The 22,263-nt window shown below is 53.7% G+C and carries 19 protein-coding genes and 1 tRNA gene; 15 read left to right on the plus strand and 5 right to left on the minus strand.

Going from position 1 to position 22,263, the window contains the following annotated elements; all coding sequences use genetic code 11:
• The first annotated feature begins 77 nt into the window (after positions 1 to 77).
• From J2I48_RS23185 to J2I48_RS23215, 7 genes are all read left to right on the plus strand, one after another.
• Positions 78 to 539 carry a hypothetical protein gene (locus J2I48_RS23185; RefSeq protein WP_207337898.1) on the plus strand — a complete coding sequence of 154 codons (462 nt, stop codon included), beginning with the start codon at positions 78 to 80 and terminating at the stop codon, positions 537 to 539.
• Positions 539 to 2,539, plus strand: a complete 2,001-nt coding sequence (locus J2I48_RS23190) for a DUF5977 domain-containing protein (protein WP_207337899.1) — start codon at positions 539 to 541, stop codon at positions 2,537 to 2,539. Before J2I48_RS23185 ends, J2I48_RS23190 begins: the two co-directional genes overlap by 1 nt.
• The gene (locus J2I48_RS23195; RefSeq protein ID WP_207337900.1) at positions 2,532 to 3,068 is read left to right on the plus strand and encodes a hypothetical protein; all 537 of its coding nucleotides are present in this window, start codon (positions 2,532 to 2,534) and stop codon (positions 3,066 to 3,068) included. The genes J2I48_RS23190 and J2I48_RS23195 overlap by 8 nt, the downstream gene beginning before the upstream one ends.
• A 16-nt stretch (positions 3,069 to 3,084) precedes the next feature.
• On the plus strand, positions 3,085 to 3,285 hold the full coding sequence (locus J2I48_RS23200) for a hypothetical protein (protein ID WP_207337901.1): 201 nt from the start codon (positions 3,085 to 3,087) through the stop codon (positions 3,283 to 3,285).
• Between the two features lie 40 nt (positions 3,286 to 3,325).
• Positions 3,326 to 3,781: a hypothetical protein gene (locus J2I48_RS23205; RefSeq protein ID WP_207337902.1), complete on the plus strand. Its 456-nt coding sequence runs from the start codon at positions 3,326 to 3,328 to the stop codon at positions 3,779 to 3,781.
• Positions 3,782 to 3,851: 70 nt separating this feature from the next.
• Positions 3,852 to 8,882: a phage tail tape measure protein gene (locus tag J2I48_RS23210; protein ID WP_207337903.1), complete on the plus strand. Its 5,031-nt coding sequence runs from the start codon at positions 3,852 to 3,854 to the stop codon at positions 8,880 to 8,882.
• Positions 8,882 to 10,261, plus strand: coding sequence for a hypothetical protein (locus J2I48_RS23215; RefSeq protein ID WP_207337904.1), 1,380 nt, complete (start codon positions 8,882 to 8,884; stop codon positions 10,259 to 10,261). Before J2I48_RS23210 ends, J2I48_RS23215 begins: the two co-directional genes overlap by 1 nt.
• Here J2I48_RS23215 and J2I48_RS23220 read toward each other — a convergent pair.
• Positions 10,183 to 11,541 carry a tyrosine-type recombinase/integrase gene (locus J2I48_RS23220; RefSeq protein ID WP_207337905.1) on the minus strand — a complete coding sequence of 453 codons (1,359 nt, stop codon included), beginning with the start codon at positions 11,539 to 11,541 and terminating at the stop codon, positions 10,183 to 10,185. The two genes, J2I48_RS23215 and J2I48_RS23220, sit on opposite strands and share 79 nt — an antisense overlap.
• 105 nt (positions 11,542 to 11,646) lie before the next feature.
• Positions 11,647 to 11,722, minus strand: a tRNA-Gly gene (locus J2I48_RS23225).
• Positions 11,723 to 11,960: 238 nt separating this feature from the next.
• Between J2I48_RS23225 and J2I48_RS23230 the strand changes: the two genes are divergently transcribed.
• The 6 genes from J2I48_RS23230 (at position 11,961) to J2I48_RS23255 (ending at position 16,936) form a co-directional block, all read left to right on the plus strand.
• Positions 11,961 to 14,261, plus strand: a complete 2,301-nt coding sequence (locus tag J2I48_RS23230) for an ATP-dependent helicase (RefSeq protein ID WP_207337906.1) — start codon at positions 11,961 to 11,963, stop codon at positions 14,259 to 14,261.
• A 60-nt stretch (positions 14,262 to 14,321) separates the two neighbouring features.
• On the plus strand, positions 14,322 to 14,543 hold the full coding sequence (locus J2I48_RS23235; protein WP_207337907.1) for a hypothetical protein: 222 nt from the start codon (positions 14,322 to 14,324) through the stop codon (positions 14,541 to 14,543).
• Positions 14,540 to 14,956 carry a PIN domain-containing protein gene (locus tag J2I48_RS23240; RefSeq protein ID WP_207337908.1) on the plus strand — a complete coding sequence of 139 codons (417 nt, stop codon included), beginning with the start codon at positions 14,540 to 14,542 and terminating at the stop codon, positions 14,954 to 14,956. The genes J2I48_RS23235 and J2I48_RS23240 overlap by 4 nt, the downstream gene beginning before the upstream one ends.
• 63 nt (positions 14,957 to 15,019) lie before the next feature.
• On the plus strand, positions 15,020 to 15,442 hold the full coding sequence (gene ruvX, locus J2I48_RS23245; RefSeq protein ID WP_207337909.1) for a Holliday junction resolvase RuvX: 423 nt from the start codon (positions 15,020 to 15,022) through the stop codon (positions 15,440 to 15,442).
• A gap of 122 nt (positions 15,443 to 15,564) precedes the next feature.
• Positions 15,565 to 16,137 (plus strand): peptide deformylase, encoded by a 573-nt coding sequence (gene def, locus J2I48_RS23250; RefSeq protein ID WP_207337910.1) that lies wholly within the window; start codon positions 15,565 to 15,567, stop codon positions 16,135 to 16,137.
• A 4-nt stretch (positions 16,138 to 16,141) separates the two neighbouring features.
• Positions 16,142 to 16,936 (plus strand): amidohydrolase, encoded by a 795-nt coding sequence (locus tag J2I48_RS23255; protein WP_207337911.1) that lies wholly within the window; start codon positions 16,142 to 16,144, stop codon positions 16,934 to 16,936.
• A gap of 9 nt (positions 16,937 to 16,945) precedes the next feature.
• Here J2I48_RS23255 and J2I48_RS23260 read toward each other — a convergent pair whose 3' ends face one another.
• A complete protein-coding gene (locus tag J2I48_RS23260; protein ID WP_207337912.1) occupies positions 16,946 to 17,548 on the minus strand; it encodes a DUF1684 domain-containing protein in 603 nt (200 codons plus the stop codon).
• A gap of 89 nt (positions 17,549 to 17,637) precedes the next feature.
• The gene (locus tag J2I48_RS23265; RefSeq protein WP_207337913.1) at positions 17,638 to 17,883 is read right to left on the minus strand and encodes a hypothetical protein; all 246 of its coding nucleotides are present in this window, start codon (positions 17,881 to 17,883) and stop codon (positions 17,638 to 17,640) included.
• Positions 17,884 to 17,939: 56 nt separating this feature from the next.
• Between J2I48_RS23265 and J2I48_RS23270 the strand changes: the two genes are divergently transcribed.
• A complete protein-coding gene (locus J2I48_RS23270; protein WP_207337914.1) occupies positions 17,940 to 18,740 on the plus strand; it encodes a phytanoyl-CoA dioxygenase family protein in 801 nt (266 codons plus the stop codon).
• Between the two features lie 79 nt (positions 18,741 to 18,819).
• Here the strand turns inward: J2I48_RS23270 and J2I48_RS23275 are convergent, their stop codons facing one another.
• Positions 18,820 to 21,297 (minus strand): ribonucleoside-diphosphate reductase subunit alpha, encoded by a 2,478-nt coding sequence (locus tag J2I48_RS23275; RefSeq protein ID WP_207337915.1) that lies wholly within the window; start codon positions 21,295 to 21,297, stop codon positions 18,820 to 18,822.
• Positions 21,298 to 21,876: 579 nt separating this feature from the next.
• On the opposite strand from J2I48_RS23275, the gene J2I48_RS23280 reads away from it, so the two are divergent.
• A complete protein-coding gene (locus J2I48_RS23280; RefSeq protein ID WP_207337916.1) occupies positions 21,877 to 22,131 on the plus strand; it encodes a type B 50S ribosomal protein L31 in 255 nt (84 codons plus the stop codon).
• The last annotated feature ends 132 nt before the right edge of the window (positions 22,132 to 22,263 follow it).

Below are 22,263 nucleotides of genomic sequence, written 5' to 3' on the forward strand. Positions count from 1 at the left end.
ACCCAAAAATGATGCGATTAGCGTCCTGTAGCCGGTTAGTCATTCCGCATAGGTTTGACAAAAAACTAACGGCAACTATGATTACTGGAACGCTGACGAACTTCGTCGATTACTTCCGCACGTGGGCTGATCAGGATGCCGACGTGCGGTTTTTTCTGTTTGGGGGTGTTGAGAAAGGGGTAGAAGTGGCCCGGTCGCACCCGGATTTTGATTACCCGCTGTTCTGGCTGGAAGAGCCGGTGATCACCACCCTCGATAATGGAGCCAGTGACTACAGCGAACTCTACCAGTTTGGCATCACGGTGCTTGGCGAAGCCCCTGATGATGATTACGAGAAACAATTGCAGGTGCAGCAACTGACCCTCACCATTCTCTACCGCCTTCAGAAACAGCTACGGCTTGATAACCGAAACGGGAAGATCCTCTGTGAGCTGAGCGGGATGAAGAAAGAACCCATCTCGCAGTTATGGCTCGATAACCACCGAGGCTGGCGGCTGGAAATCCAATGCACGTTTAACCTAAACGCTTTTCTGAACTAATGTATTTGCCGATTCAACTCAGTCGAAATAAGGTATTGGCCCGGATGGATGCCTATGGACCGGGCACCGTGGTCAATCGCTCGACGTTACGCTATGACGTGGACGTGCAGCTTCAGCCCTGGTACCGGGCGGGTACGTTTGTGCCAGCCAGTAATGGTCCATTGCAGGGATCGGAAACCCCGCCTGAACGACGGGGAGGTGCCTTGGTATATCCGGGTGCGCTGTTTGAGTTGCAGGATCTGCTCGACGGGCACCTGACCCGCACGGCACCGCGCTTTGGGCAAACTCAGATCAGCGTCTGCGAAGGCATGACCCGTCAGTTTTATGTCGATACGACCGTGCGTCAGGATGGTTTACCCGTCAGTGCCGGGCGCTTACCAACGCAATGGGTACTGAAGGCCGGCATTGCGGAGCGTGACTGGTCGGCCTGGCAGGAGCGGGTGTTTACACTACCAGAGGGGTTAGCCGGTCGGTTTTTGACGAACCAGCCTGATGGCAAACAGATTTTGCCGAACCAACCTGAATACCTGTATTGGCTGAATAACTGCTCGACGTCGCCAACCCGGATCAAGGTGATGGCCACCGTGCTGTATAGTGATTCGACGAAGGCCGATTGTTGTTGCAGCACGTTTGATAGCCTGGCTACGATGTCGGTGTATTGCGTGCCGACAGGCCCTGTAGCGTTGGGGTTAGCCAAGGCAGACCGGCAGATTGTTCGGTATGCGGTCTGGCTAACCGATGAGCAGGACCAGCCCGTCAGTGAAACCCGGCTCTATTTTGTTGATAACCGGTACATGCCCGATTATCGCTATATCGTGTTTGCCAACTCACTGGGTGGGTTCGATACCGTTGCCTTAGTTGGCGATTCGTCGGAAAAGGTTGGCTACACCCGCCTGATCAGCGAACGGCCGACTGACCCGCTTGGTTTGCCAACCTACGCCGAGCGGGTGGTGAGTCAGGTCACCGGTGAGCGGGAACTCACGGCGAATACGGCACTGATAGCCCCTGACCAGCGTACCTGGTTACAGGATCTCTTGCTAAGTGAAGAGATCTACGTCGTTACGGACCGGTCGCATTTACCCCTGTTGATTCAGAACCAGGACTACCCGGCCAGTGATACGACGGAACTACTGGGTGGGCGGTCGCTGACGTTCCGGTATGCCAACCGGGAACGGAATGCGACTGGTCGGCTGGCGGTGGCACCGGCTTTACCCAGCCGACCAACGATCTGGAACGTATTTGCCTTTTCGTGTGAACTCGACAGCCGGGGTAAACGGACCGGGCGTAAGCTGGCCACACTGCTGCAATTGACCTACCAGGATACGGGTGAAGTAGTGAAACCAACCCAGATCAGGGCCAATTTGCCCAACGAAGAGGGGTATCTGAGTCCGATCAGTTCACCAGACTGCCAGCAGACTCCCTTCGTATCGGCGGCGATCAGCCGGTACGGCACGTATAAACGGGCTACGTGTGGCGTTGGCTACACCGGCGTAGAGGCATTGATTGGGATTGCTGCCGGTGCTTACGGCTCGGAAATCAGCCAGGCGGATGCGGATGCGAAAGCCGAAGCGGCCTGGTCGCAACTCAACACGCAGGCGACGGCCGATGCCACTGGTGTCTGTGATGCCAACCCGGCCAACTATGCGGCCAACGTGCCGAATGGGCAGTTTCACGTTCGGCTGACGCACCCGCGTATCGTGCTGATTTATACCAATGCTTCCCCCATGCAGGGCAACCAGTGGGGATCAGCGACCGGGCCGTTTGTGTATCCTTTTGGCACGGCGGACATGAATTTCCTGGCCGGGTCTACCGCTGACTGGCGGGTTAGTCTGACGACGACACAAGGCGGGGTGGGTACAATCCGGGTGTACGTGAACGGGGTCCTGAAGCGGTCAGATGATCGGCCGTATAACGCAGGTCCGTTTATGCTGTTTGACGGCGTGCCGGTGGTGAGTGGTGATCGGGTGTACATTGAATTTGAACATATTCGTTATGTCTAACGTACAGGTACCCTTTGACGAAATAGCCGCACAGGTACTAACCGACGTGACGTCCGACCTGCTCCAGTTCTACCAGCGGGCACTGGCCGCCAAAGGGTTAGTGCTGACCGGTGAACTGATGCGCTCGTTTCGCTACCAGATTATTCAACTGGCTGGCCAGGTGGTGGCTGAAGTGCAGTTTGCCGACTACGGACGTATGCGCGATATGCGGCGGCTGGCTTACACGAAGGCCGGGCCGCCGTCGGATGTGATGGAGGCGTTTGTGGCGAAGATTGGGGAGAACAACTTTGCCTATGTGCCTGGCTACAAGGCGACCCGGCGCGTACCGACCGTGACCAACGCCGTGGCCAGGATTGCGGCGGGCATCGGCTTCAGCAAACGGGGGAAGACCGTTAACCGGAAATTTACGGGTACATGGTATAACGAGACGACGCTGAACATGGTAAACGTGGCCAAGGCGAAGCTGGCAGATCGGCTCGACGAGTGGTTTAAAGCAGGGATGCAGCAGCAGGCACAATCAGCCGATTAATGTAGTTTTACGCACGATGCAAACAATACTAGACTTACCCGAAAAAGACCGTCAGTCAATTTACGCTGCCGCTCAACTAATTGACGATGCGCTAGACCGCAATCAGATGATTAGCCTACAAACGTTTATCTCTGATAGCCGACATGGCTCTCTCATTTCACTAACCTTCCACAATAGTAAACACCAGAAGAAGAGAGAGCTGTCGGATGTGGGCTAGCCTGGCCGCAATATCTTTGCAGCTTTACTATAACGCTCATATGAAAAAAGGTTTAACGTGGGTCATTGGTGTACCCCTCGGAGTATTGGTGTTGTTAGGCAGCATTGGCCTGGTGGCGCAGTGTAGCGACCCCAAAGGCTACGAGCAGAAACAGCAGGAAATGGTTAAGCAGGATGCGCTGGAGCAACAGGTCATCGACAGTGACCCGGCGGATCGTGCCCGGCATGATGCGGATCAGGCTGCATTGGCCAAAACAGAAGCCATTCTGGAGAAGCAGGGTCTATCACTCTGTCAGGTGTACCGATGGATTGGCAATTCTGAAGACGAGATTCGCCGAAAGATGGAGGCACAATACGGTATTCCGACCGCGATGAAGATGTCGGAGCAACGCGACGTTGCCTATACCAAAGCCTGGCAGAAATACCGGAAGCAGCACGGCATACCGGATTCATTACGGATGTACATCAATGTGTTTGGCATGAGCAACTGCCAATAGCTCGTTTACTCGTCCTGTTGACGGTCTAGGTCTCGGTGCAGTTTGCATCGAGGCTTTTTCATGTTTAGCGATGCAAGACGAAATAATTAAGCTCCGAACGGAGATCGACACCGACGAGGCCAGCGTGTCGCTGGAGGGGTTAAAGAGTGATTTGCGCGACGTCAAGCGTGAATTGAGAGAAATGGGTCAGGTCTCGGAAGACTGGTCTGATGAGCAGAAACAGGCGTATGCGGAGTTGAAGGAACGGCAAAAGGATCTGAACGCTGAGATCAAAGAGTATACCCAAAACATCGACCTCAATGATGCGTCGGTGAATGAATTGAAGGCCAGCCTACGCCTGCTGGTCAGTGAGCAAAATCAACTGACGGCAGGCTCGGAGGAGTGGATTGAAAAGACCCGGCAGGTTAACCAGGTGAAGGAGCGGCTGGAGGACGTTCGGGAGGAAGCGAACCTGTTAGGGCGGGCACTGGATGACCAGAAGGGCGTTTTCGATAAGTGGAACGACTCGTTCATGGGTACGTTCGCAGCCCTGCAATTCGACGATCTGGTAGACGGGGTGATGGATTTTGGCCGGGAATCGGTAGAAAGTGCCGCCAAAACGTCGGATGCCTTTGCCGACATTCAGAAGTCCACCGGCCAGACAACCGCCGAAGTGGAGGCGCTGAATGATGAGCTTCGCAACATCGACACCCGTTCTACGCAGGAAGCCCTGCTCGACATCGTGAAGGTGGGTGGTCAGTTGGGTATCGCGAAAGAAGAGATTAAAGGCTTTACCGAGTCGGTCGACAAAGCCAACGTGGCTCTGGGTGACGAGTTTTCGGGGGGTGCCGAAGAAGTGGCCAACACGATGGGCACCCTCTCGAAGCTGTTCCGGGAAACCAAAGACCTGGAAGCTGGTAAGGCCATCAATGATATTGGTTCGGCTATCAACGAACTCGGTGCTGCCGGCAGTGCAACCGGGCCGGTTGTGGCTGACTTTGCCACGCGTATTGGCCAGTTGGGTGATCTGGCACCGGAAATTGGCCAGACATTGGGCCTGGGTGCGGCGTTCCAGGAACTTGGTTTGTCAGCCGAGATCTCAGCGGGGGGTATCACCAATATATTGCTCAGCGCCTCGAAGGCGACGGAGCTATTCGCCGAGCAGTTGGGCATCTCGGAGGTGGAGATGAAGAAGCTCATCAATACCAACCCCAACGAATTCCTGTTGCAGTTGGCGCAATCCCTCCAGGGATTACCCGCCGATCAGGTAGCCAAACGGCTTGACGACTTGGGGATCAAGAGCCAGGAGGCTACGAAAGTGATGTCGCTCCTGAAAGATCAGACCCAATTGGTTCGAGATCGTCAGTTGTTGGCTAACAAGGCGATGCAGGAAGGCACATCGCTGACGAAGGAATTTTCAATCAAAAACGAAACGGCCGCTGCCCAACTGGATAAGTTCGGCAAGGTGGTAGAAGTGATCCGGGTGGAAGTTGGTAACCGCCTGCTGCCGGTGCTGATTGGTGCAGGAAACGCCCTGCTGACCGTCGGGCGGGTGCTGATGGGCATTCCTGCCTTCGTCAGCGAAAACCGGGTGGCGATAGGTCTGCTGGTCGTTGGTCTCATCTCGCTCAATGCCAATTTGATCAGAGCACAGGTAGCCAGTTTAGCCGGTGCCGCTGCCACAAAAGCACAGGCCATTGCCTCGGCCATTGCTACGGCCGCCGAGAGCGCCCGGGCACAGGCAGCAGCCCGCGCGGCGGCGGCTGACCAGGCTGCAACGGTGCAGTCGCAAAAACTAACGGTGCAGGAACGGTTAGCCGCCCTACAAACGACGGCCAGTAACCTGCTGACACAGGCTAAGATTGTTCTGACCAATGGATGGACGGTAGCCCAAACAGCCCTCAATAACGCCCTACGGGCCAACCCGATTGGGATTGTGATCACGGTACTGGCGGTGCTGGCAGCGGCACTGGTGACTGCCTACCAGCGGTCAGAAACGTTTCGGGGGATTGTGAACGGGGTTTGGGCGGCGCTGAAAGTTGGCTGGCAGGCTATCACCGACCTGACGGGCGCGTTTGTGTCGTTTATCGGTGAGGCACTGGCCCCGTTGCAGCCCTATTTTTCGTCTATTGGCTCGGCGATGGGTACGTTCTGGAACCTGGTCCGCACCGGTGCCGGGTACGTGGTAGACCTGCACAAAGCGGTCTTCGGGCTGGCGGTCGATGCGTTGGGCGGGTTGCTGGATCGCGTAGCTCCCGTAAAGACGGCCATTGCAGGCTTGTGGAACACCATTCTGGGTGGGGTGGAGAAGGTGAAGGAGGCCGCGAATGCCGTAGCCGAGTTCCTGCACATCGATGGGTTGGTAGCCCGGGCCAAAGAGACTGGCCAAAAAATGGGTACTGCTTTTAAGGAGACCTACCAGGCCGAACTGGCGGCCGCGCGGGCTAAGGATAATGTCGATCACGACGCGCACCACGCCGGGCAAACAGCCAAAGCCGGTGCGGCTGTGAAGCAGCAGGCCAGTGATAAAAAAGAAGCTAATAGTGGGGTGCTTCGGGATCTTGAAACCGACAACGGTAAGCACCGGGAGTCGGAGGCCAAGAAAGAAGCTGAACACACGCAAAAGCTGGCCGACGAGCGAAAGAAGGCTAATGCTGATGCGGTTGAGTCGATTGCTAAAAAGAATATCGAACTGATTCAGGATGACCAGGCCCGTAAGCTGGCACAACTGGCCTTTGAGCGGGATCAGGAACGCAAACGCATTGACGAATCGAAGGCCGATCAGAAGATGAAGGCCGATCAGTTGTCATTGCTGGAGAAATCGTACCAGGCCGACGTGGCGGCTACACAGAAAGATTTTCGGGATAAGAAGGAGGCTGCCGAGACGGCGGCGATGAAGAAGTACCTCGATGACAAAGAGCAGCAGGCCCAAAAAGAGCGGTCGCTGTTTACCGAACTGGCCGATTATGAGAAGGCCACACGGTCAACGAATCAGGAAATTGATTTGTCGCTGACCAAGCTGACGGAGAATCAGAAGTTTGATGTCCGAAAGCAGCAAATGGCGGATGCGCTGACCGAACAGAAGGCCAGCATCCTGAAGGAGTACACCGCGAAAGTGACCGAGATCACCAACAATATCTCGGATAACGATCAGCGGATGAAGGCGTTGAAGACGCTCAATGACTGGAAGAATAGCCAGTTGAACTCAGCCGATACGAAGCACGCCAAGGATATGACGACGCTGAACCAGGAGCACCTGGCCACGCGGCAACAGAATACGAAGGAGTTTTTCGGGGCGGTGGAAGGTCTGATGAATGGCGATTACACATCGTTCATGGATCTGCTGGGTAAGAAGCTGAAGAACGAAAAAGCGGCTAACCAGCAAGGGCTACAGGATTTTGCCAAAAAATCGTCGGCTACGCTCGATACCGCTGGTCAGGTGGTGGGGGCCATGCAGAAGTTGAACCAGAAGTACCTGGAAGACAAACTGAACAAACTGGCTAAGGAGAAGTCGAAGCAACTAGCAGACTGGGATGAGCAGTATAAGAAGGGCAAAATCAATAAGGAGACCTACGAAAAAGGGATCGACAAAATCAATAAAGAGTTTGCTGAAAAGGAGAAAGCCGAGAAGCTGAAGGCCTGGAAACGGGACCAGGCGATGCAGATTGCCATGGCGCTGATCAACACGGCGCAAGCCGTTATCAAGTCGCTGGCCATGATGGGCTGGCCACTGGGTCTGATTGGTGCGGCGGTATCGGGGGTGATGGGGGGCATTCAGATCGCGATGATCAAGAACCAGCAACCGCCGAGTTTCGAGAAGGGTGGTTTCGTCAATGGTGGTATACCCGATGGCCCCGCCCATGGTAGCAGCTACGGAAAGAGTGGCCTGGCCATTGTGGAGCGAACGGCTGACGGGGGGTATGGTGAAGAAAAAGGCGAGATGGAGGGCGGTGAACCTGTGATGATTCTCAGCCGGAACCTTTACAAGAATAACGGACCGATCATCGACCGCCTATTGCACAGTTCGTTGCATCGAAATGGTGCCCCGATTTTCCGGTCTGGTGGGCTAATGGGGTCCGATGGCGGTAGCTACTCAGATTACCTGAAACCACTTCGGAAGGGGAAAATGTATGCCTCTGGTTCGGAGATGGCCGATAGCGGCGGTGGCGATGATTTCGGTACGGGTTCACCCGATGAGGCCGCCGACACGACGGCCGACACGGAACAGCAGATCGATCAGAGCATGAAGCTCATGGAAGATATTGCCAAGAACACGCTGGCCACGACCGACCAGATCACGGCGCTGATGACCTACCTGAACGGTACGTTCCTCTCGTCGATAGCTAACCAGGCGTATTACACGCGCTGGCAGATCCAGAATACGGGCTATTCGCTGGAGAATTCGCAGAACCGGGAAGCGACACGGATGATAGGTGAAATGCGAACGCAGGGTAATGCGACGCGTGGCCTGATGAATCAGTTGATCAACCAGACGCGTACTGACCTGCTGCTGGAGCTTCGCCGGTTGACGGATGCTAACCGCAATCAGAATGCCATCATCGTCAGCGAGTTGCAGCGTCAGGGTAATTTACAGCGCAACGACCAGGCCCGGCAACAGACTACATTGGTGAGTGAGATCCAGCGCCAGGGTAATGCCGACCGGTCGCTCGACGAGCGGCAGCATCAGAATTTAGTACAAACGTTGCTCCTGATGTATGCGGCGGCCTCGACAGCGGCAGGTAGTCGGCACACGACGACGACCAACCAGTTGAACCGGCTCTATGCCGACATGAGCGACACCAACCAGAAGCGGTACGTGCAGTTCATCAACGAGATTCGGAACCAGTTGAACACGCTGAATGCCAACCAGGCCAGTGAGTTACGGGGTATGGCCAACGAGATGAAACGCCAGGCCTCAGCGCTGATCAGCGAAACGAAAAGCCAGACATCGGCAATGGTTGGTAGCCTGGATTGGAACACCAACCGGGTGAAAAGCGATCTCGGCTGGCAATCGTACCTCCTGAAAATCATTGCCGACAAACAATGGTCGGTGAGCGTGAACAACGTGGTGCAGGTATGGACCCAAGTGAACGTGATCAACAAAGATTCTAACCTACGATAATGCTTGATATTCGTATTGATGGCCAGCAGGCCGATTTGACGCCCGGCACGCAGCTCACGCTGGAGCGGTTCAACCCGATGTTTGATTTCACGACCGTGCCCGGCACGAAAGTGATGGATTTCAGTTTGCCCGATACCCCAACGAACCGGCGGCTGTTTGGCAATCCGGGCCATGCACAGGCACCCTCACCCCGTCGGCGGTGGGGGTGCGAGAAATACCTGAGCACTAACCTGATTGAGACCGGGTACGTAAAGCTCAAGGAGATCAGCACCTCCTATAGCCTGTATTTTACGCAGAACTTAGGCCAGATTTTTGGCGATTATCAGGACCGTCTGCTGAGTGAAATCACGGAGTTAGGTATGTCGCCGGTGCCTGCTCCGGGCGCAACAGGCCAGCCGTTTGGCTTCGTACCCGTTATCAATCCGTCGTTTTATGGCAACGCGGCTCCGGCTGGCTGGAACGGGATTGTGAACGAACCAGGCACCTCATTTAGCCAGCAGGTACCTTTTTTCTTCGTCGAGGGTGTACTGAAGCGGTTTGGTGAACTGACGGGGTGGACGTTCGCGGGGGAATTCTGGGAGAGCAGTTTTTTTAAGAAGCTCCAATTTTACAACCTGACTGCCCTCGACGTAGCGTCGTCGGTGGTGTGGTCGAATCACCTGCCAGACCTGACGGCGGGGCGGCTCCTGATCGAACTACGCAACCTGTTCAACCTGTATCTGGATTTTGATGTACGGCGCAAGATTTGCCGGATCGATCTGGTTGATTCGGTGTTGGCCGCCGACCAGGTACTGAACTGGACGTTACTGGCCGGACCAGGTGGGGTGAAGTCACCCGATACGAACAGCCGGTTGGAATTGGGCTATGAACTCGACAGTAATGATGCTGAACTGAAGCCAGTGCCACTAGGCATGGACGTGTACCGCACGGCTGAAACAACCCTGACCGAAGGAGCCACGTTGCTGCCAATCCGGTCGAAGTTTTCGACGCTGGTGCAGTCGGCTGGTCGGTACGTTACGGACCAGGTCGGCTATTCGGTGCTCAACAAAGACAGCAAACCCGTTAGCTGTTTCAGGCTGTTGCTATCGAGCGACAACCGGGGCGGGGTGCCACTGGTGACCAATGGGGTAGGGGTGCGTGACCTGACTTGGCCCGGTGAAACGGGGCTAGTCAACCGTTTTTGGCAAGGGTATGAACGGTTTCGGGCCGACACGATGCTGGTCAGGAAGAACGTATTGTTACGCCCGGCTGACCTGGCCACGTTCTCGTTCCGCAACAAGGTTCATATTGGTGGGGTCAACTACTTGGTCGGCTTGCTAAAAGCCAACTTAACCACTGAAGGACCGATAGTATGCGAAACCGAGCTTTGGCGTATCTGAAGCCAGTAAGGCCGACAGGTATTAGCCGGTAGCTTGCTCGACCGGCTATTACCTGTCGGAACAATGTCCAGCACAGGGAACATCGACAATTCGTCGTCGTCGAGAAAAAGGCCGTAATCCCGCATGTATTTATCGGTGGTGCTAATATCCTTGTGTCGGCACTGCCTTTGTACCAGTTTAATATCCTTGCAGGCATTATAGAGTTCTATCACGCCGAAGGGCTTGAAGCTGTAAACCGAATAAGAGGTGTCTGGAAGCAGCATCCGCAGATCCGTCAGGATGGCACGGAGCTTCTTCCAGAACCATTTTTCGGGAACAAATGACGGACCGGGCTGACCTGACTTGGAGAATATGTAGTAGTTGGGTGAGTAGTCCCGCAAGTGATATTGTTGAATCAACGCCTCCAGGCCGGGCGGGATGCGAACGGATTCCTGCCGGTTCCCTTTCGATGTCTTCACCCCGATGACAATGGTTTTGGCTTTGATATCGCCAATTTTCATCAACCTGATTTCTTCGTTGGGTCGGGCAAATGTGTAATAGATGAACGAGCAGAAGAGCCATAGCTGCTCTTCACCGCGCTCCAGCATTTCTTCCTTCAATAGCTTCGCCTGGCGGCGATTAAACGGCGTGTGCTTCTCGGAGCGGGCGGTAAGGTCCTTGATATGATCCAGGGGGTTTTTAACGACCACCTGCCGACTTACCCAAAATTCATAAAACGTATAGAGACTATCCGTGATGTTATTGTAGGTCCGATTTGCAATCTTGCCTTCTTCAATGATTAGAAAGTCACAAAACTGCTGTACCGCTTTGGCATCAAAATCGGATACTCGTAACGTATTTGACGGACGATCTTCCCCTTCAGGGTTTTTCCGATCCAGGTATTTCACCCAGCGCCGGAGATGTGACTGGTAACTTTTATAGGTCTTCCGCTTCAGCGTCTTTTCGCAATAGGTGTTGTAGTGCTTAATGGCCTGATTGATCGTGTATTGATCTTCCGTTGGTGCGGATTCTGGTTGCGGTTCAGGGGGTAACGGTTCTTTGTCGAAGGTGTAGCCGCCATTTTCCAGAAACTCTTTAATCTCCTTCATGTCGGCCTTCGCCCGCTTGCGCCGATCACTCAGGGTGGTGCCCTCGGAGACTTTTACCCGTTTGCGCTGCTTAAAATGCCGGTCGATGTTCCAGGCATAATAGGTGATGAGCCAGGGTTGAGAGATATCGCCGTCGTAGTCGTTGAGTTCAGGAAGTTTGTGAGGGAAAGTCTTGGCTGGATCTTGTTGCATGCACAGACTCGGCGAAAAAGCGAGTGTATGCACTGCCACTTTACTGCCACTTATTGGATTTGAAATAGAAAAACCGTCCAAATCGGCTGATTTGACGGTTTTTCTTGGAGCGGGAAATGGGTCTCGAACCCACGGCCTGCAGCTTGGGAAGCTGCCGCTCTACCGACTGAGCTACTCCCGCTTGAGTAAGACAAAGATACACACTCGCACGTCTTTGTCAAGTGCCGCTTACGCGAATAAATCCGTGCGAGCTTTCCAACTCTACCATGACGTTGTGCGCTTGATTTATAAGCAAGTATAGGTATCTGGATGCCAACAAGGGCCTGCTGAGGTGCTTTCTACGACGGAGTGACACGCCGCCAACGGGGCAATTATTTCGTATTTTTGGGTGTTATTTTCGTAGACAACGACACCACTCAATGATCGATTATATAGCTGGTTTGAACGAGCCGCAACGCGAAGCAGTCACCCACGGCAACGGGCCGATGATGATTATTGCGGGGGCCGGTTCGGGCAAAACACGCGTACTTACCTACCGCATTGCCCACCTGATTGACCGGGGCGTTGACCCGTTCCGCATTCTGTCATTGACGTTTACCAACAAGGCCGCCGGCGAGATGCGCCATCGGATCGAAAAGGTGATTGGCAATGAGGCCCGCAATATCTGGATGGGCACGTTCCACTCCGTCTTCGCCAAAATCCTGCGTATCGAAGCCAAAGCCCTGGGTTACACCAGCAACTTTTCCATCTACGACACCGACGACTCGAAATCACTCCTGCGGGCCATTCTGCGCGAGATGGACCTCGACGACAAAGTGTACCGGGCCAACGCGGTATTCAACCGGATTTCGAGCGCTAAAAACCGCCTCGTAGGGCCAGATGAGTACCTGATGAACCCTATCCTGCGCGCCGACGACGAATCGGCAAGGATGCCGGAGGTGGGTCGGATTTACAAAGAGTATGCCCGTCGCTGCTTCCAGGCCAACGCTATGGACTTCGACGACCTGCTCTTCAACACTAACGTCCTTTTCCGCGACCATCCCGATATTCTGCACAAATACCAGCACAAGTTTCAGCACGTACTGGTCGATGAGTTTCAGGACACCAACGTCTCGCAGTACCTGATTACCAGAAAGTTAGCAGCAGTACATCAGAACATTGCTGTGGTGGGCGACGATGCCCAGAGTATCTACGCCTTCCGGGGGGCCAACATCGAAAACATCCTGAATTTTCAGAAGGACTACGGCAAAGACACGGTGAAAATCGTGAAGCTGGAGCAGAACTACCGGTCCACTAATACCATTGTGCAGGCGGCCAACTCGGTCATTGCCCGTAACCGGAATCAACTCGAAAAGCGCGTCTTCACCGACAATGAAAACGGCCCGCTGATTGAGGTGATCAAAGCGTCGTCTGACAATGAAGAGGGTCGGCTGGTGGCCACGAGCATTTTCGAGGCTAAAATGCAGCAGAACCTGCGTAACAACGACTTCGCCATTTTGTATCGGACCAACGCTCAGTCGCGGGCGTTTGAAGAGGCCCTGCGGAAGCTGAGCATCAAGTACCGCATCATTGGGGGCCTGTCGTTCTACACCCGCAAGGAAATTAAAGACCTTATTGCTTACCTGCGTTTTGCAGTCAACCAAAGCGACGAGGAAGCCTTCAAACGGATCATCAACCTACCCAAGCGCGGCATCGGCGACACTACTGTGGCTAAAATTGCGGTGCTGGCGTCGGAGAAGAACATTCCGATCTGGGAGGTGGTGAGCAACATTACGGCCCACATTGCCGGGCGGGCCAGCGTGGCTATCGACCAGTTTTCCGACCTGATCAAGAGCTACATGCTGCTGCTGGACAAAAAGGATGCGTATGAGGTGGCCTCGCACGTGGCCAAGACGTCGGGCATTCTGAAGGAGCTGTATGAAGACAAAACCGTAGAGGGCTTGGCGCGCTACGAAAACGTGCAGGAGTTGCTCAACGCCATCAAGGAGTTTGTCGATAACCCCGACAACGAAGACAAGAGCCTTAGCTCGTTCCTGCAAACGGTATCATTGCTCACCACCGCCGACGAAAAAGAAGACGACGGCGACAATGACAAAGTAACGATGATGACCATCCACGCCGCCAAAGGCTTGGAATTCAAGAACGTACACATCGTTGGTCTGGAAGAAGACCTTTTCCCCAGTCAGATGATGCTGGAAAGCCGGGCCGATCTGGAAGAAGAGCGGCGGCTGTTTTACGTGGCCATCACCCGCGCCGAAAAACGCCTGACGTTCTCCTTCGCTGAAAGCAGATATCACTACGGGCGGCTGAAAATCTGCGAACCAAGCCGGTTTCTGATGGAGGTCGACCAGTCGTTTCTGACGATGAGCAAGGCCGTGGCTCCTCCCAAGCCACGCTTTAAAGGCGATGACACCTACGCGAGCCGCAACAAAGACGAAATGCCTTCGGCGGGGTCGATGAACTTCGTGCGGTCATTGGCGCAGAAAACGGCCCAACGGCAGATCCCCCCCGCCACAGTCACGCACACCCCCTCAGCCGATTTTGCACCTAGTAACACGGCGGCATTGGCAGCAGGCATGAAAGTGGAGCACGCCAAATTCGGCTTCGGCACGGTGAAATCACTCGACGAAAACGGCACCGAACGCAAAGCCATTATCCAGTTCGACGTAGTGGGCGAAAAGACATTGCTGCTCAGCTTCGCCAAGTTGCGGATTGTGTAGCTGTATCGTTGATTAGCAGTCGTTTACGTATCTTTAACTTCCCCGAAAACATCACGCTGTATGCTGGCTATAGACATTCAAAATCAACCCGACCGATACATCATTAGCATTGCTAAAACGGCGATGGATAAAGACGCACTACTTCGGTTATTGCAAAATCTCCAATTGGAGCAACTAGCCCAAAAAATTGATTTCGACGATTCATTGCTGGAGTTGGGCGATGAGATTAATACGGGTTGGTGGCAAGCAAACAAGCAGCGGTTTATCAACGAGCAACTGTGAGAAAGATCGTAATAGACCATAACATTCTGTTTGCAGCTATTCACACAAGGAACTCATATACACGGCGTAAACTGCTAGACTCGAACTGCCATTTCTACACCCCTAACTTTCTGGTGGTGGAGCTGTTTAAACACCGCCCCCGGATTGTAGAGAAGGCGAAAGCGTCAGAAGAGGAAGTGCTGAGTTACCTTAGTCAGATTCTACAGAAAATTCATCTGTATAACGAAGAGTTAATTAGTACAGCTAATTTTTTTGAAGCTTTTCACCTTTGCAAAGGCATTGACGAAAATGACACCACGTATGTAGCACTCGCACTTGAGATTGACGCTGAGTTATGGACAAGAGATAACGTGCTGAAAGTAGGGTTGATGTCTAGAGGTTTTGATCGTTTTTGCGATGAAGAGACGCTGTAATAAGTATTACGAAAACGGCACCAAACGCAAAGCCGTCATCCAGTTCGTACCTTTGCCACTGATATGGCGCGGTTAGTAGCAATTGATTACGGAAACAAACGGACCGGCCTTGCCGTGACCGACCCCCTGCAAATCATTGCTACGGCCCTGGAAACAGTGCCCACCCACACCCTGCTCGACCGGCTCAAGGCCTACGTCGCTACCGAACCTGTTGAGGGTTTTGTGGTCGGCTGGCCCACCAACACCGACGGCACCGACACCCACACCACAGCACCCGTGCGGGGGCTGATCAAGAAGTTGAAAACGATGTTCCCCGAACAAACCGTTCATCAGCACGACGAACGGTTTACCTCGCGTATGGCGTTGCAGTCTATGATTGCGGGGGGAACCTCGAAAAAAGACCGACGCGAGAAAGGCAACATCGACATGGTGAGCGCTACGATCATCCTCCAGTCATTTATGGAAAGCAAAACTAATGTACAATGAACAATAAATAATGTACAATGCGGTCCGACGGGTCGGCTTCGCGTTCGGACATCTACAGCGCGAAGCCGACCCGTCGGACCGCATTGTACATTATTCATTGTTCATTGTACATTCAATAAAGTATGATTCTCCCAATAGTAGCCTACGGCGACCCGGTGTTGCGGAAAAAGGCCAAAGCGATTGAAAAAGGATCGCTCGACGTGAAAAAGTTGAGCGACGATATGTTCGAGACCATGTACGCCGCCTCGGGTGTAGGCCTGGCCGCACCTCAGATTGGGCAGAGCGTCAGGCTGTTTGTCGTTGATGGGCAACCCTTCACCGAAGGCGAAAATGAGGAGGACATTGACCCCACGCTGGTGGGCTTCAAAAAGGTGTTTATCAACGCCGAAATCCTGGACGAAGACGGCGACGAGTGGGCGTTTGAAGAAGGTTGCCTGAGCATTCCCGGCATCCGCAACGATGTGTATCGTCCCGAAAAAGTCACGATCAAATACGTCGACGAAGACTGGAACGAGCACGAAGAGACCTACGAAGGCACTGCCGCCCGGATTATTCAGCACGAATATGACCACATCGAAGGCAAGCTCTTCACCGACTATATGTCGCCGCTGAAACGCCAACTCCTCAAAAAACGCCTCGCCGACATCACCAAAGGCAACGTAGACGTGGAGTATAAGATGCGGTTCTTGAAATAGCTTCATGAACATCACCCTCCTCCAGACCGCCCTGCATTGGCAAGATCCCGTGGCGAACCGCGCTATGCTGGAGGAGACGATCTTTACCCTCCCCCAGCCTACCGACCTGATTGTGTTGCCCGAAATGTTTACCTCGGGCTTCACGATGGAAGCCGCTGTTGTGGCCGAACCCATGAACCTGACCACGTTCCGGTGGATGCGCCAAATGGCCGAGCAAACCAACGCAGCCATTACGGGCAGCTATGTGGTGCAGGAAGGCAATGCAGCGGGCAAACGGTTTTATAACCGCCTGATCTGGATGCAACCCGACGGGCAATGGGCATCGTACGATAAGCGGCATCTGTTCCGCATGGCGGGCGAAGAGAAGGCTTATATGGCTGGCAATCAGCGCCTTGTGTGCGAGTGGCGGGGCTGGCGCATTTGTCCGCTGGTGTGCTACGACCTCCGTTTCCCCGTCTGGAGCCGCAACCACGCCTACCCCGACGGTATGCTGGATTATGACCTGCTGCTCTACGTAGCCAATTGGCCCGCCCCCCGCCAAACCGCCTGGGACACGCTGCTACAGGCCCGCGCCATTGAAAATCTAAGCTACGTAGCGGGCGTCAACCGCGTCGGCACCGACGGTATCGGACACCCATATACCGGCGGTACGGCCCTGATTGATTTCAAGGGCGATGTCCTGTTCCGGCAATACGACACGGAGGCGGTTCATCAGCAGACCCTCTCGCTGGAAAGCCTGCAAGCCTTCCGCGCCAAATTTCCTGCTTACCTAGATGCCGATACGTTTACGCTAGGGTGAAAGCAATTTTCAATGTGTCTTATCGTAATTCCGCTCACCAGCCAACACCTTGACAGCCAGTTTATTACTAGCCGGAGGAATGGGGCACGAATAGCCCTCGCTATAGGCGCAGTAGGGGTTGTAAGCCTTGTTGAAATCGAGCACCAGCGAATCATTCTTGATCTCGCCCATCCGCAAATCGAGGTAACGGCCACCGCCGTAGGTTTCCCCTCCGGTGGTGCCGTCTTTGAACGGCAGAAACAAATAATCGCGGTAGAGGGGGTTGTTGGCCAGGGCCAGGCTGCGGTACACCACCAGTGTTTGTGGTTGCCCGTTCAACACAAACGACAACTGCGCGTAGGACACTTGTTCGCTGGTTTGGCCCGTATGCGTAGGCATGGCAACGGGTTGCGCTTTGGGCGTTCGCAGCACCGTAGCTACCACTCGATAGGCAGGATCAGGTGCATAGAACCGCAACAACGACACCGCCTCCTGCGTCTTCAGCGGACTCCCAGCCGAAGCCAGAAACTCAGCCCGATAAGCCTGCCGATGTTTCGCAATTTGCTGATCATAAGCCGTTTGCGCCAACGCCAGCGACGGCATCAGGGCCATAAATAAAGTCAGTAAGCGCATGGTTGATGGAAAAATAGTTAGCCCTCAGCACGTCATGCAACTAACGGGCCAGTACCTTACCGGATAACCAACAAAAATAGGAATAGCCGCTAGACATCCTCCGGCCGTATCCAGCCGTACCCCGCCGGGTCGAAGCGTTGCAGATGCGCAAGCACCGCCCGCCGAAACGCCCGCTCATCACCCGCCGTTTCAGGGTGCCGCGACCGTATCCCCGACAGCATCAGGTTCCACCCATCCTCCGCCATTTGCAACCCCATTTTGAACCGCTCCCCTTCCGACAGGCTCATAATCAGCCGTTTTTGCAGCTCAGCCATTTCAGGTGTGGTATCGTTCATGGTAGTAGGTTGTTAAGCGAGGATAAAATCTATTTATTACGCAGTAAACTTGCCGTATGAACGATCAAGCAAAAGTTGAATTAGCACAAAGAGGCTTTACTGTTGTTCCAAACGTCTTTTCGACATCCCAACTTGACGGATTAGCTGAAGCTATCAATGTGGTAAGTGCACACAGCCCAAACATCCGGCAATCCGCAGATGTCTTTGCTATCCGAAATCTGCTTCAGGAAGTGCCTTCTCTACCTAAGTTACTTTGGCAGCGGCCATTCAACATCTTACTTGATAAACTGATTGGTCACTATTATCATGGGGTTAAAGGTATCTATTTCGATAAGCTCGCCGGATCTAACTGGACGGTGCCGTGGCATCAGGATCTACAGATTTCCGTTGATAGGCAAGAAAATGTCTACGGTTGGACGAATTGGACGAATCGCCATGGGCAGTGGAGTGTGCAGCCTTCAGCCTATTACCTAAACCAACTATACACCGTCCGCATCCATCTCGACGATTGTAATGAGACCAATGGCGCATTGAAAGTGTTAGTTGGTAGCCATCAACAAGGTATTCTAACCGATCCTGACATACAGGCATTAGACAAAACTAAAGCCGTTACCTGCAATGTACCCAAAGGGGGTTTACTGGTTATGCGTCCCTTATTGGTTCATGCATCTTCAAAGAGCACCAGCTTTGCCAACCGCCGCGTTATCCACCTCGAACTGGCACAAAACCGCTTACCTAAAGGTCTTCAATGGCGAGAGTTTTCTCAACGTTGGACAAAATTAGATGCTGCTGACTATCATCTAAGCCAGTTGACGTTAGAGCAGCGGGAACGGTTGGGACTGTTTCCTAAGTCTTGAATCAATGTGATTTGATTATCATACAAACCCCCGACCCTGTTGCCAGAATCGGGAGCTTAATTTATTCTATATCAACTCGTTACGATCCGCACATCTCGCAGCCTTCGGGGTTGTCGAGGGAGCATTGCATGGCGGCGTAGGCTAGTTCGGCTTCCGATACCTGCGGGGCCGAGGCGGCGGCCTGGGCGGCGTGTTCCTTGGCGTAGCCTACGTAGTCGAGGGGGACTTCCACGGGGGCGGTTTCGGCGAGGGCGGGCTGGAGTTGCGCTTCGGCCTGGGGCTGCACCACGGTGAACTTCACGGCATCGGTGGCGGCTTTGGTGCGGAGGTAGTACATACCCGTTTTCAGGCCCGCTTTCCAGGCGTAGAAGTGCATCGAGGTCAGCTTGCCGAAGTTAGAATCCTGCAAGTGGATATTCAGCGACTGCGACTGGCAGATGTACGCGCCCCGGTCGGCGGCCATGTCGATGATGTGCTTCTGCTTGATCTCCCAGACCGTTTTGTAGAGGTCTTTGAGGTTCTGCGGAATGTTCGGAATCTGCTGAATCGAGCCGTTGGCCAGGATCAGGTTGTTCTTCATGGCGTCGTTCCAGAGGCCTAGCTTCACCAGGTCGCGCAGCAAGTGCTTGTTCACCACCACAAACTCGCCCGATAGCACGCGGCGGGTGTAGATGTTGCTCGTGTACGGCTCGAAGCATTCATTGTTACCCAGAATCTGGCTCGTTGAGGCCGTCGGCATGGGGGCCAACAGCAGCGAGTTACGCACACCGTGCTCCATTACCTCCTTCCGCAAGCCTTCCCAATCCCAGCGGTTCGATTTGGGCGTAACGCCCCACATATCGAACTGGAATTGGCCCTGCGAGATGGGTGAGCCTTTCCAAGTTTCGTAGGGGCCGTGTTGCTTAGCCAGTTCGAGCGAGGCGGTCATGGCTCCGAAATAGATCGTCTCGAAGATGTCTTCGTTCAGGCGGCGGGCTTCGTCGCTCTCAAACGGCATCCGGAGCATGATAAACGCATCGGCCAGGCCCTGCACCCCCAAGCCGATAGGCCGGTGACGCATGTTGCTGCGGCGGGCCTCTTCAACGGGATAGTAGTTGAGGTCGATGATCTTGTTGAGGTTGCGCGTGGCCGTCTGCGTCACCTCGTTCAGCTTCTGGTGGTCGAACCGCAGTACGCCGTCGGTGCCTTTGGTAATGAATTTCGGCAGGGCCAGGCTCGCCAGGTTACACACCGCTACTTCGTCGGGCGAGGTGTATTCCATGATCTCGGTGCAGAGGTTGCTCGACTTAATGGTGCCGAGGTTTTTCTGGTTCGATTTCCGGTTGGCGGCATCCTTATAGAGCATGTAGGGCGTACCGGTTTCGGTTTGGCTCTCCAAGATCTCCAGCCACAGTTCCTGCGCTTTCACCGTGCGACGGGCGCGGCCTTCGCGCTCGTAGCGGGTGTAGAGGGCTTCGAACTCATCGCCATAGCAGTCGCTCAGGCCAGGGCACTCATGCGGGCAAAACAACGACCATACATCGTTTTCCTCCACCCGTTTCATGAACAGATCGGGCGTCCAGAGGGCGTAGAAAAGGTCACGGGCGCGGTTTTCTTCCTTGCCGTGGTTCTTCTTCATTTGCAGGAAGTCGAAGATATCGGCGTGCCAGGGTTCCAGATACACCGCAAACGAGCCTTTGCGCTTGCCACCGCCCTGATCGACGTAGCGGGCCGTGTCGTTAAACACGCGCAACATCGGGATGATGCCGTTTGAGGTGCCGTTGGTGCCTTTAATGTAGGTGCCCGTAGCTCGGATGTTGTGGATGCTCAGGCCAATGCCCCCCGCCGACTGCGAGATTTTGGCGGTCTGCTTCAGCGTGTCATAAATACCTTCGATGCTGTCATCTTTCATGGTCAGCAAAAAGCACGAACTCATCTGCGGCTTGGGTGTGCCGGCGTTGAACAACGTAGGCGTAGCATGGGTGAACCACTTCTCGCTCAGCAGATTATAGGTTTCAATGGCCGCGTCGATGTCGTCCATGTGAATACCCACAGCCACGCGCATAAGCATGTGTTGCGGGCGCTCGGCAATACGACCTTCCATCTTCAGGAGGTACGATTTTTCCAGCGTTTTGTAGCCAAAGTAGTCATAGCCATAGTCGCGGTCATAGATCACCGTCGAGTCGAGGATGGCTGCGTTTTCCCGGATGATCTCGTAGACTTCTTTTGAAATCAGCGACGCGTTTTCACCCGTTTTGGGGTCTATGTAATTATAGAGACGTTTGATCGTACCCGAAAACGACTTGTTTGTCTCCTTGTGCAGGTTGGAAATAGCTACTCGCGCTGCCAGAATAGCATAGTCGGGGTGGCGGGTGGTCATCGACGCGGCCGTCTCGGCAGCGAGGTTATCAAGTTCGGTGGTGTTTACCCCGTCGTAGAGACCATTAACCACTTTCATGGCTACCTCAACGGGCTGCACGTAAGCGGGGTCGAGGCCGTAGCATAGTTTCTCGATACGGGCCGTGATCTTGTCAAACTTGACCGACTCCCGGCGGCCATCTCGTTTAATTACATACATGGTGTTTGATTGGGTTAGCGGATGCGTTGGTATTTATTAAGTGACAATGTACAGTGATGACTATAACTAGTCTGAAGTCTACTAAATCACAAAAAACCAATTGATTATCAATGGTTTATGTTGCGATCTAGTAGTAGTCCCGGTCTTGGTGGTATTCTAGATTTTAGACGTATTTAGGGTGGAAAGGTTCACCCTTTGCCTGATTCCTTTGAAAAGTGAAAATCTGTAAACGCCTACTAGAATGGTTATTTGCTGATGACAAAGCACTTACCAAAAAGCCTATAGAAAGTGAGGCCTAAGAAATGTGCTATTTGGTTGATAAAGTCCAACACACGAACGAAAGGTCATGTGCTGCACCTAGTTAACGGTGATAGAGGAAGGCTCCGAAGAACGCAATCAAAGTACCACTTTAATGCCCAAAAATGCCAGCCTCATCAACCGAATTTTGGATCTTTTATTAGGTAATGGTTAAATCGTTGACAATGAGCCGCCGCAGCTTGGAGGAGCAAAAAAAGGGTCGTACTTTTGCAGTCCTTTTCGGTCGGAAACCGAAACCAGGCAGATAATCAGATAGATACAATGAAAAAGGGCATTCACCCGGAGTACCGTGACGTGGTATTCCACGACCTGTCGGCCGACTACAAATTTGTAACCCGGTCAACGGTTCAAACCAAAGACACCATCGAGCACGAAGGTCAGACCTACCCCCTGGTAAAGGTGGAAGTTAGCTCGCAGTCGCACCCGTTCTACACAGGTAAGAACGTACTGCTCGACACCGCCGGTCGTATCGACAAGTTCCGTAAGAAGTATGGCAACAAAGAGGCCGGCGTTTAGTCACCTTTTTTCTGCTACCAAAAAGCTCCACCTGCGCAGGTGGAGCTTTTTTTATGCTCTATACCCAGTTAGCTGTTCACTGTGGCCGCAACCGCTTAGTGTAATTTACTAGTAAAAATAAACAGTCCGTTG

The organism is Fibrella aquatilis, from assembly GCF_017353255.1.
Classification (GTDB): Bacteria; Bacteroidota; Bacteroidia; order Cytophagales; family Spirosomataceae; genus Fibrella; species Fibrella aquatilis.

Coding starts and splice junctions, on each gene's coding strand:
- J2I48_RS23230 (WP_207337906.1), top strand. CDS start 11,961: ATGATCGATTATATAGCTGGTTTGAACGAGCCGCAACGCGAAGCAGTC.
- J2I48_RS23275 (WP_207337915.1), bottom strand. CDS start 21,297: ATGTATGTAATTAAACGAGATGGCCGCCGGGAGTCGGTCAAGTTTGAC.
- J2I48_RS23220 (WP_207337905.1), bottom strand. CDS start 11,541: ATGCAACAAGATCCAGCCAAGACTTTCCCTCACAAACTTCCTGAACTC.
- def (WP_207337910.1), top strand. CDS start 15,565: ATGATTCTCCCAATAGTAGCCTACGGCGACCCGGTGTTGCGGAAAAAG.
- J2I48_RS23235 (WP_207337907.1), top strand. CDS start 14,322: ATGCTGGCTATAGACATTCAAAATCAACCCGACCGATACATCATTAGC.
- J2I48_RS23215 (WP_207337904.1), top strand. CDS start 8,882: ATGCTTGATATTCGTATTGATGGCCAGCAGGCCGATTTGACGCCCGGC.
- J2I48_RS23205 (WP_207337902.1), top strand. CDS start 3,326: ATGAAAAAAGGTTTAACGTGGGTCATTGGTGTACCCCTCGGAGTATTG.
- ruvX (WP_207337909.1), top strand. CDS start 15,020: ATGGCGCGGTTAGTAGCAATTGATTACGGAAACAAACGGACCGGCCTT.
- J2I48_RS23200 (WP_207337901.1), top strand. CDS start 3,085: ATGCAAACAATACTAGACTTACCCGAAAAAGACCGTCAGTCAATTTAC.
- J2I48_RS23260 (WP_207337912.1), bottom strand. CDS start 17,548: ATGCGCTTACTGACTTTATTTATGGCCCTGATGCCGTCGCTGGCGTTG.
- J2I48_RS23265 (WP_207337913.1), bottom strand. CDS start 17,883: ATGAACGATACCACACCTGAAATGGCTGAGCTGCAAAAACGGCTGATT.
- J2I48_RS23270 (WP_207337914.1), top strand. CDS start 17,940: ATGAACGATCAAGCAAAAGTTGAATTAGCACAAAGAGGCTTTACTGTT.
- J2I48_RS23185 (WP_207337898.1), top strand. CDS start 78: ATGATTACTGGAACGCTGACGAACTTCGTCGATTACTTCCGCACGTGG.
- J2I48_RS23255 (WP_207337911.1), top strand. CDS start 16,142: ATGAACATCACCCTCCTCCAGACCGCCCTGCATTGGCAAGATCCCGTG.
- J2I48_RS23195 (WP_207337900.1), top strand. CDS start 2,532: ATGTCTAACGTACAGGTACCCTTTGACGAAATAGCCGCACAGGTACTA.
- J2I48_RS23280 (WP_207337916.1), top strand. CDS start 21,877: ATGAAAAAGGGCATTCACCCGGAGTACCGTGACGTGGTATTCCACGAC.
- J2I48_RS23190 (WP_207337899.1), top strand. CDS start 539: ATGTATTTGCCGATTCAACTCAGTCGAAATAAGGTATTGGCCCGGATG.
- J2I48_RS23210 (WP_207337903.1), top strand. CDS start 3,852: ATGCAAGACGAAATAATTAAGCTCCGAACGGAGATCGACACCGACGAG.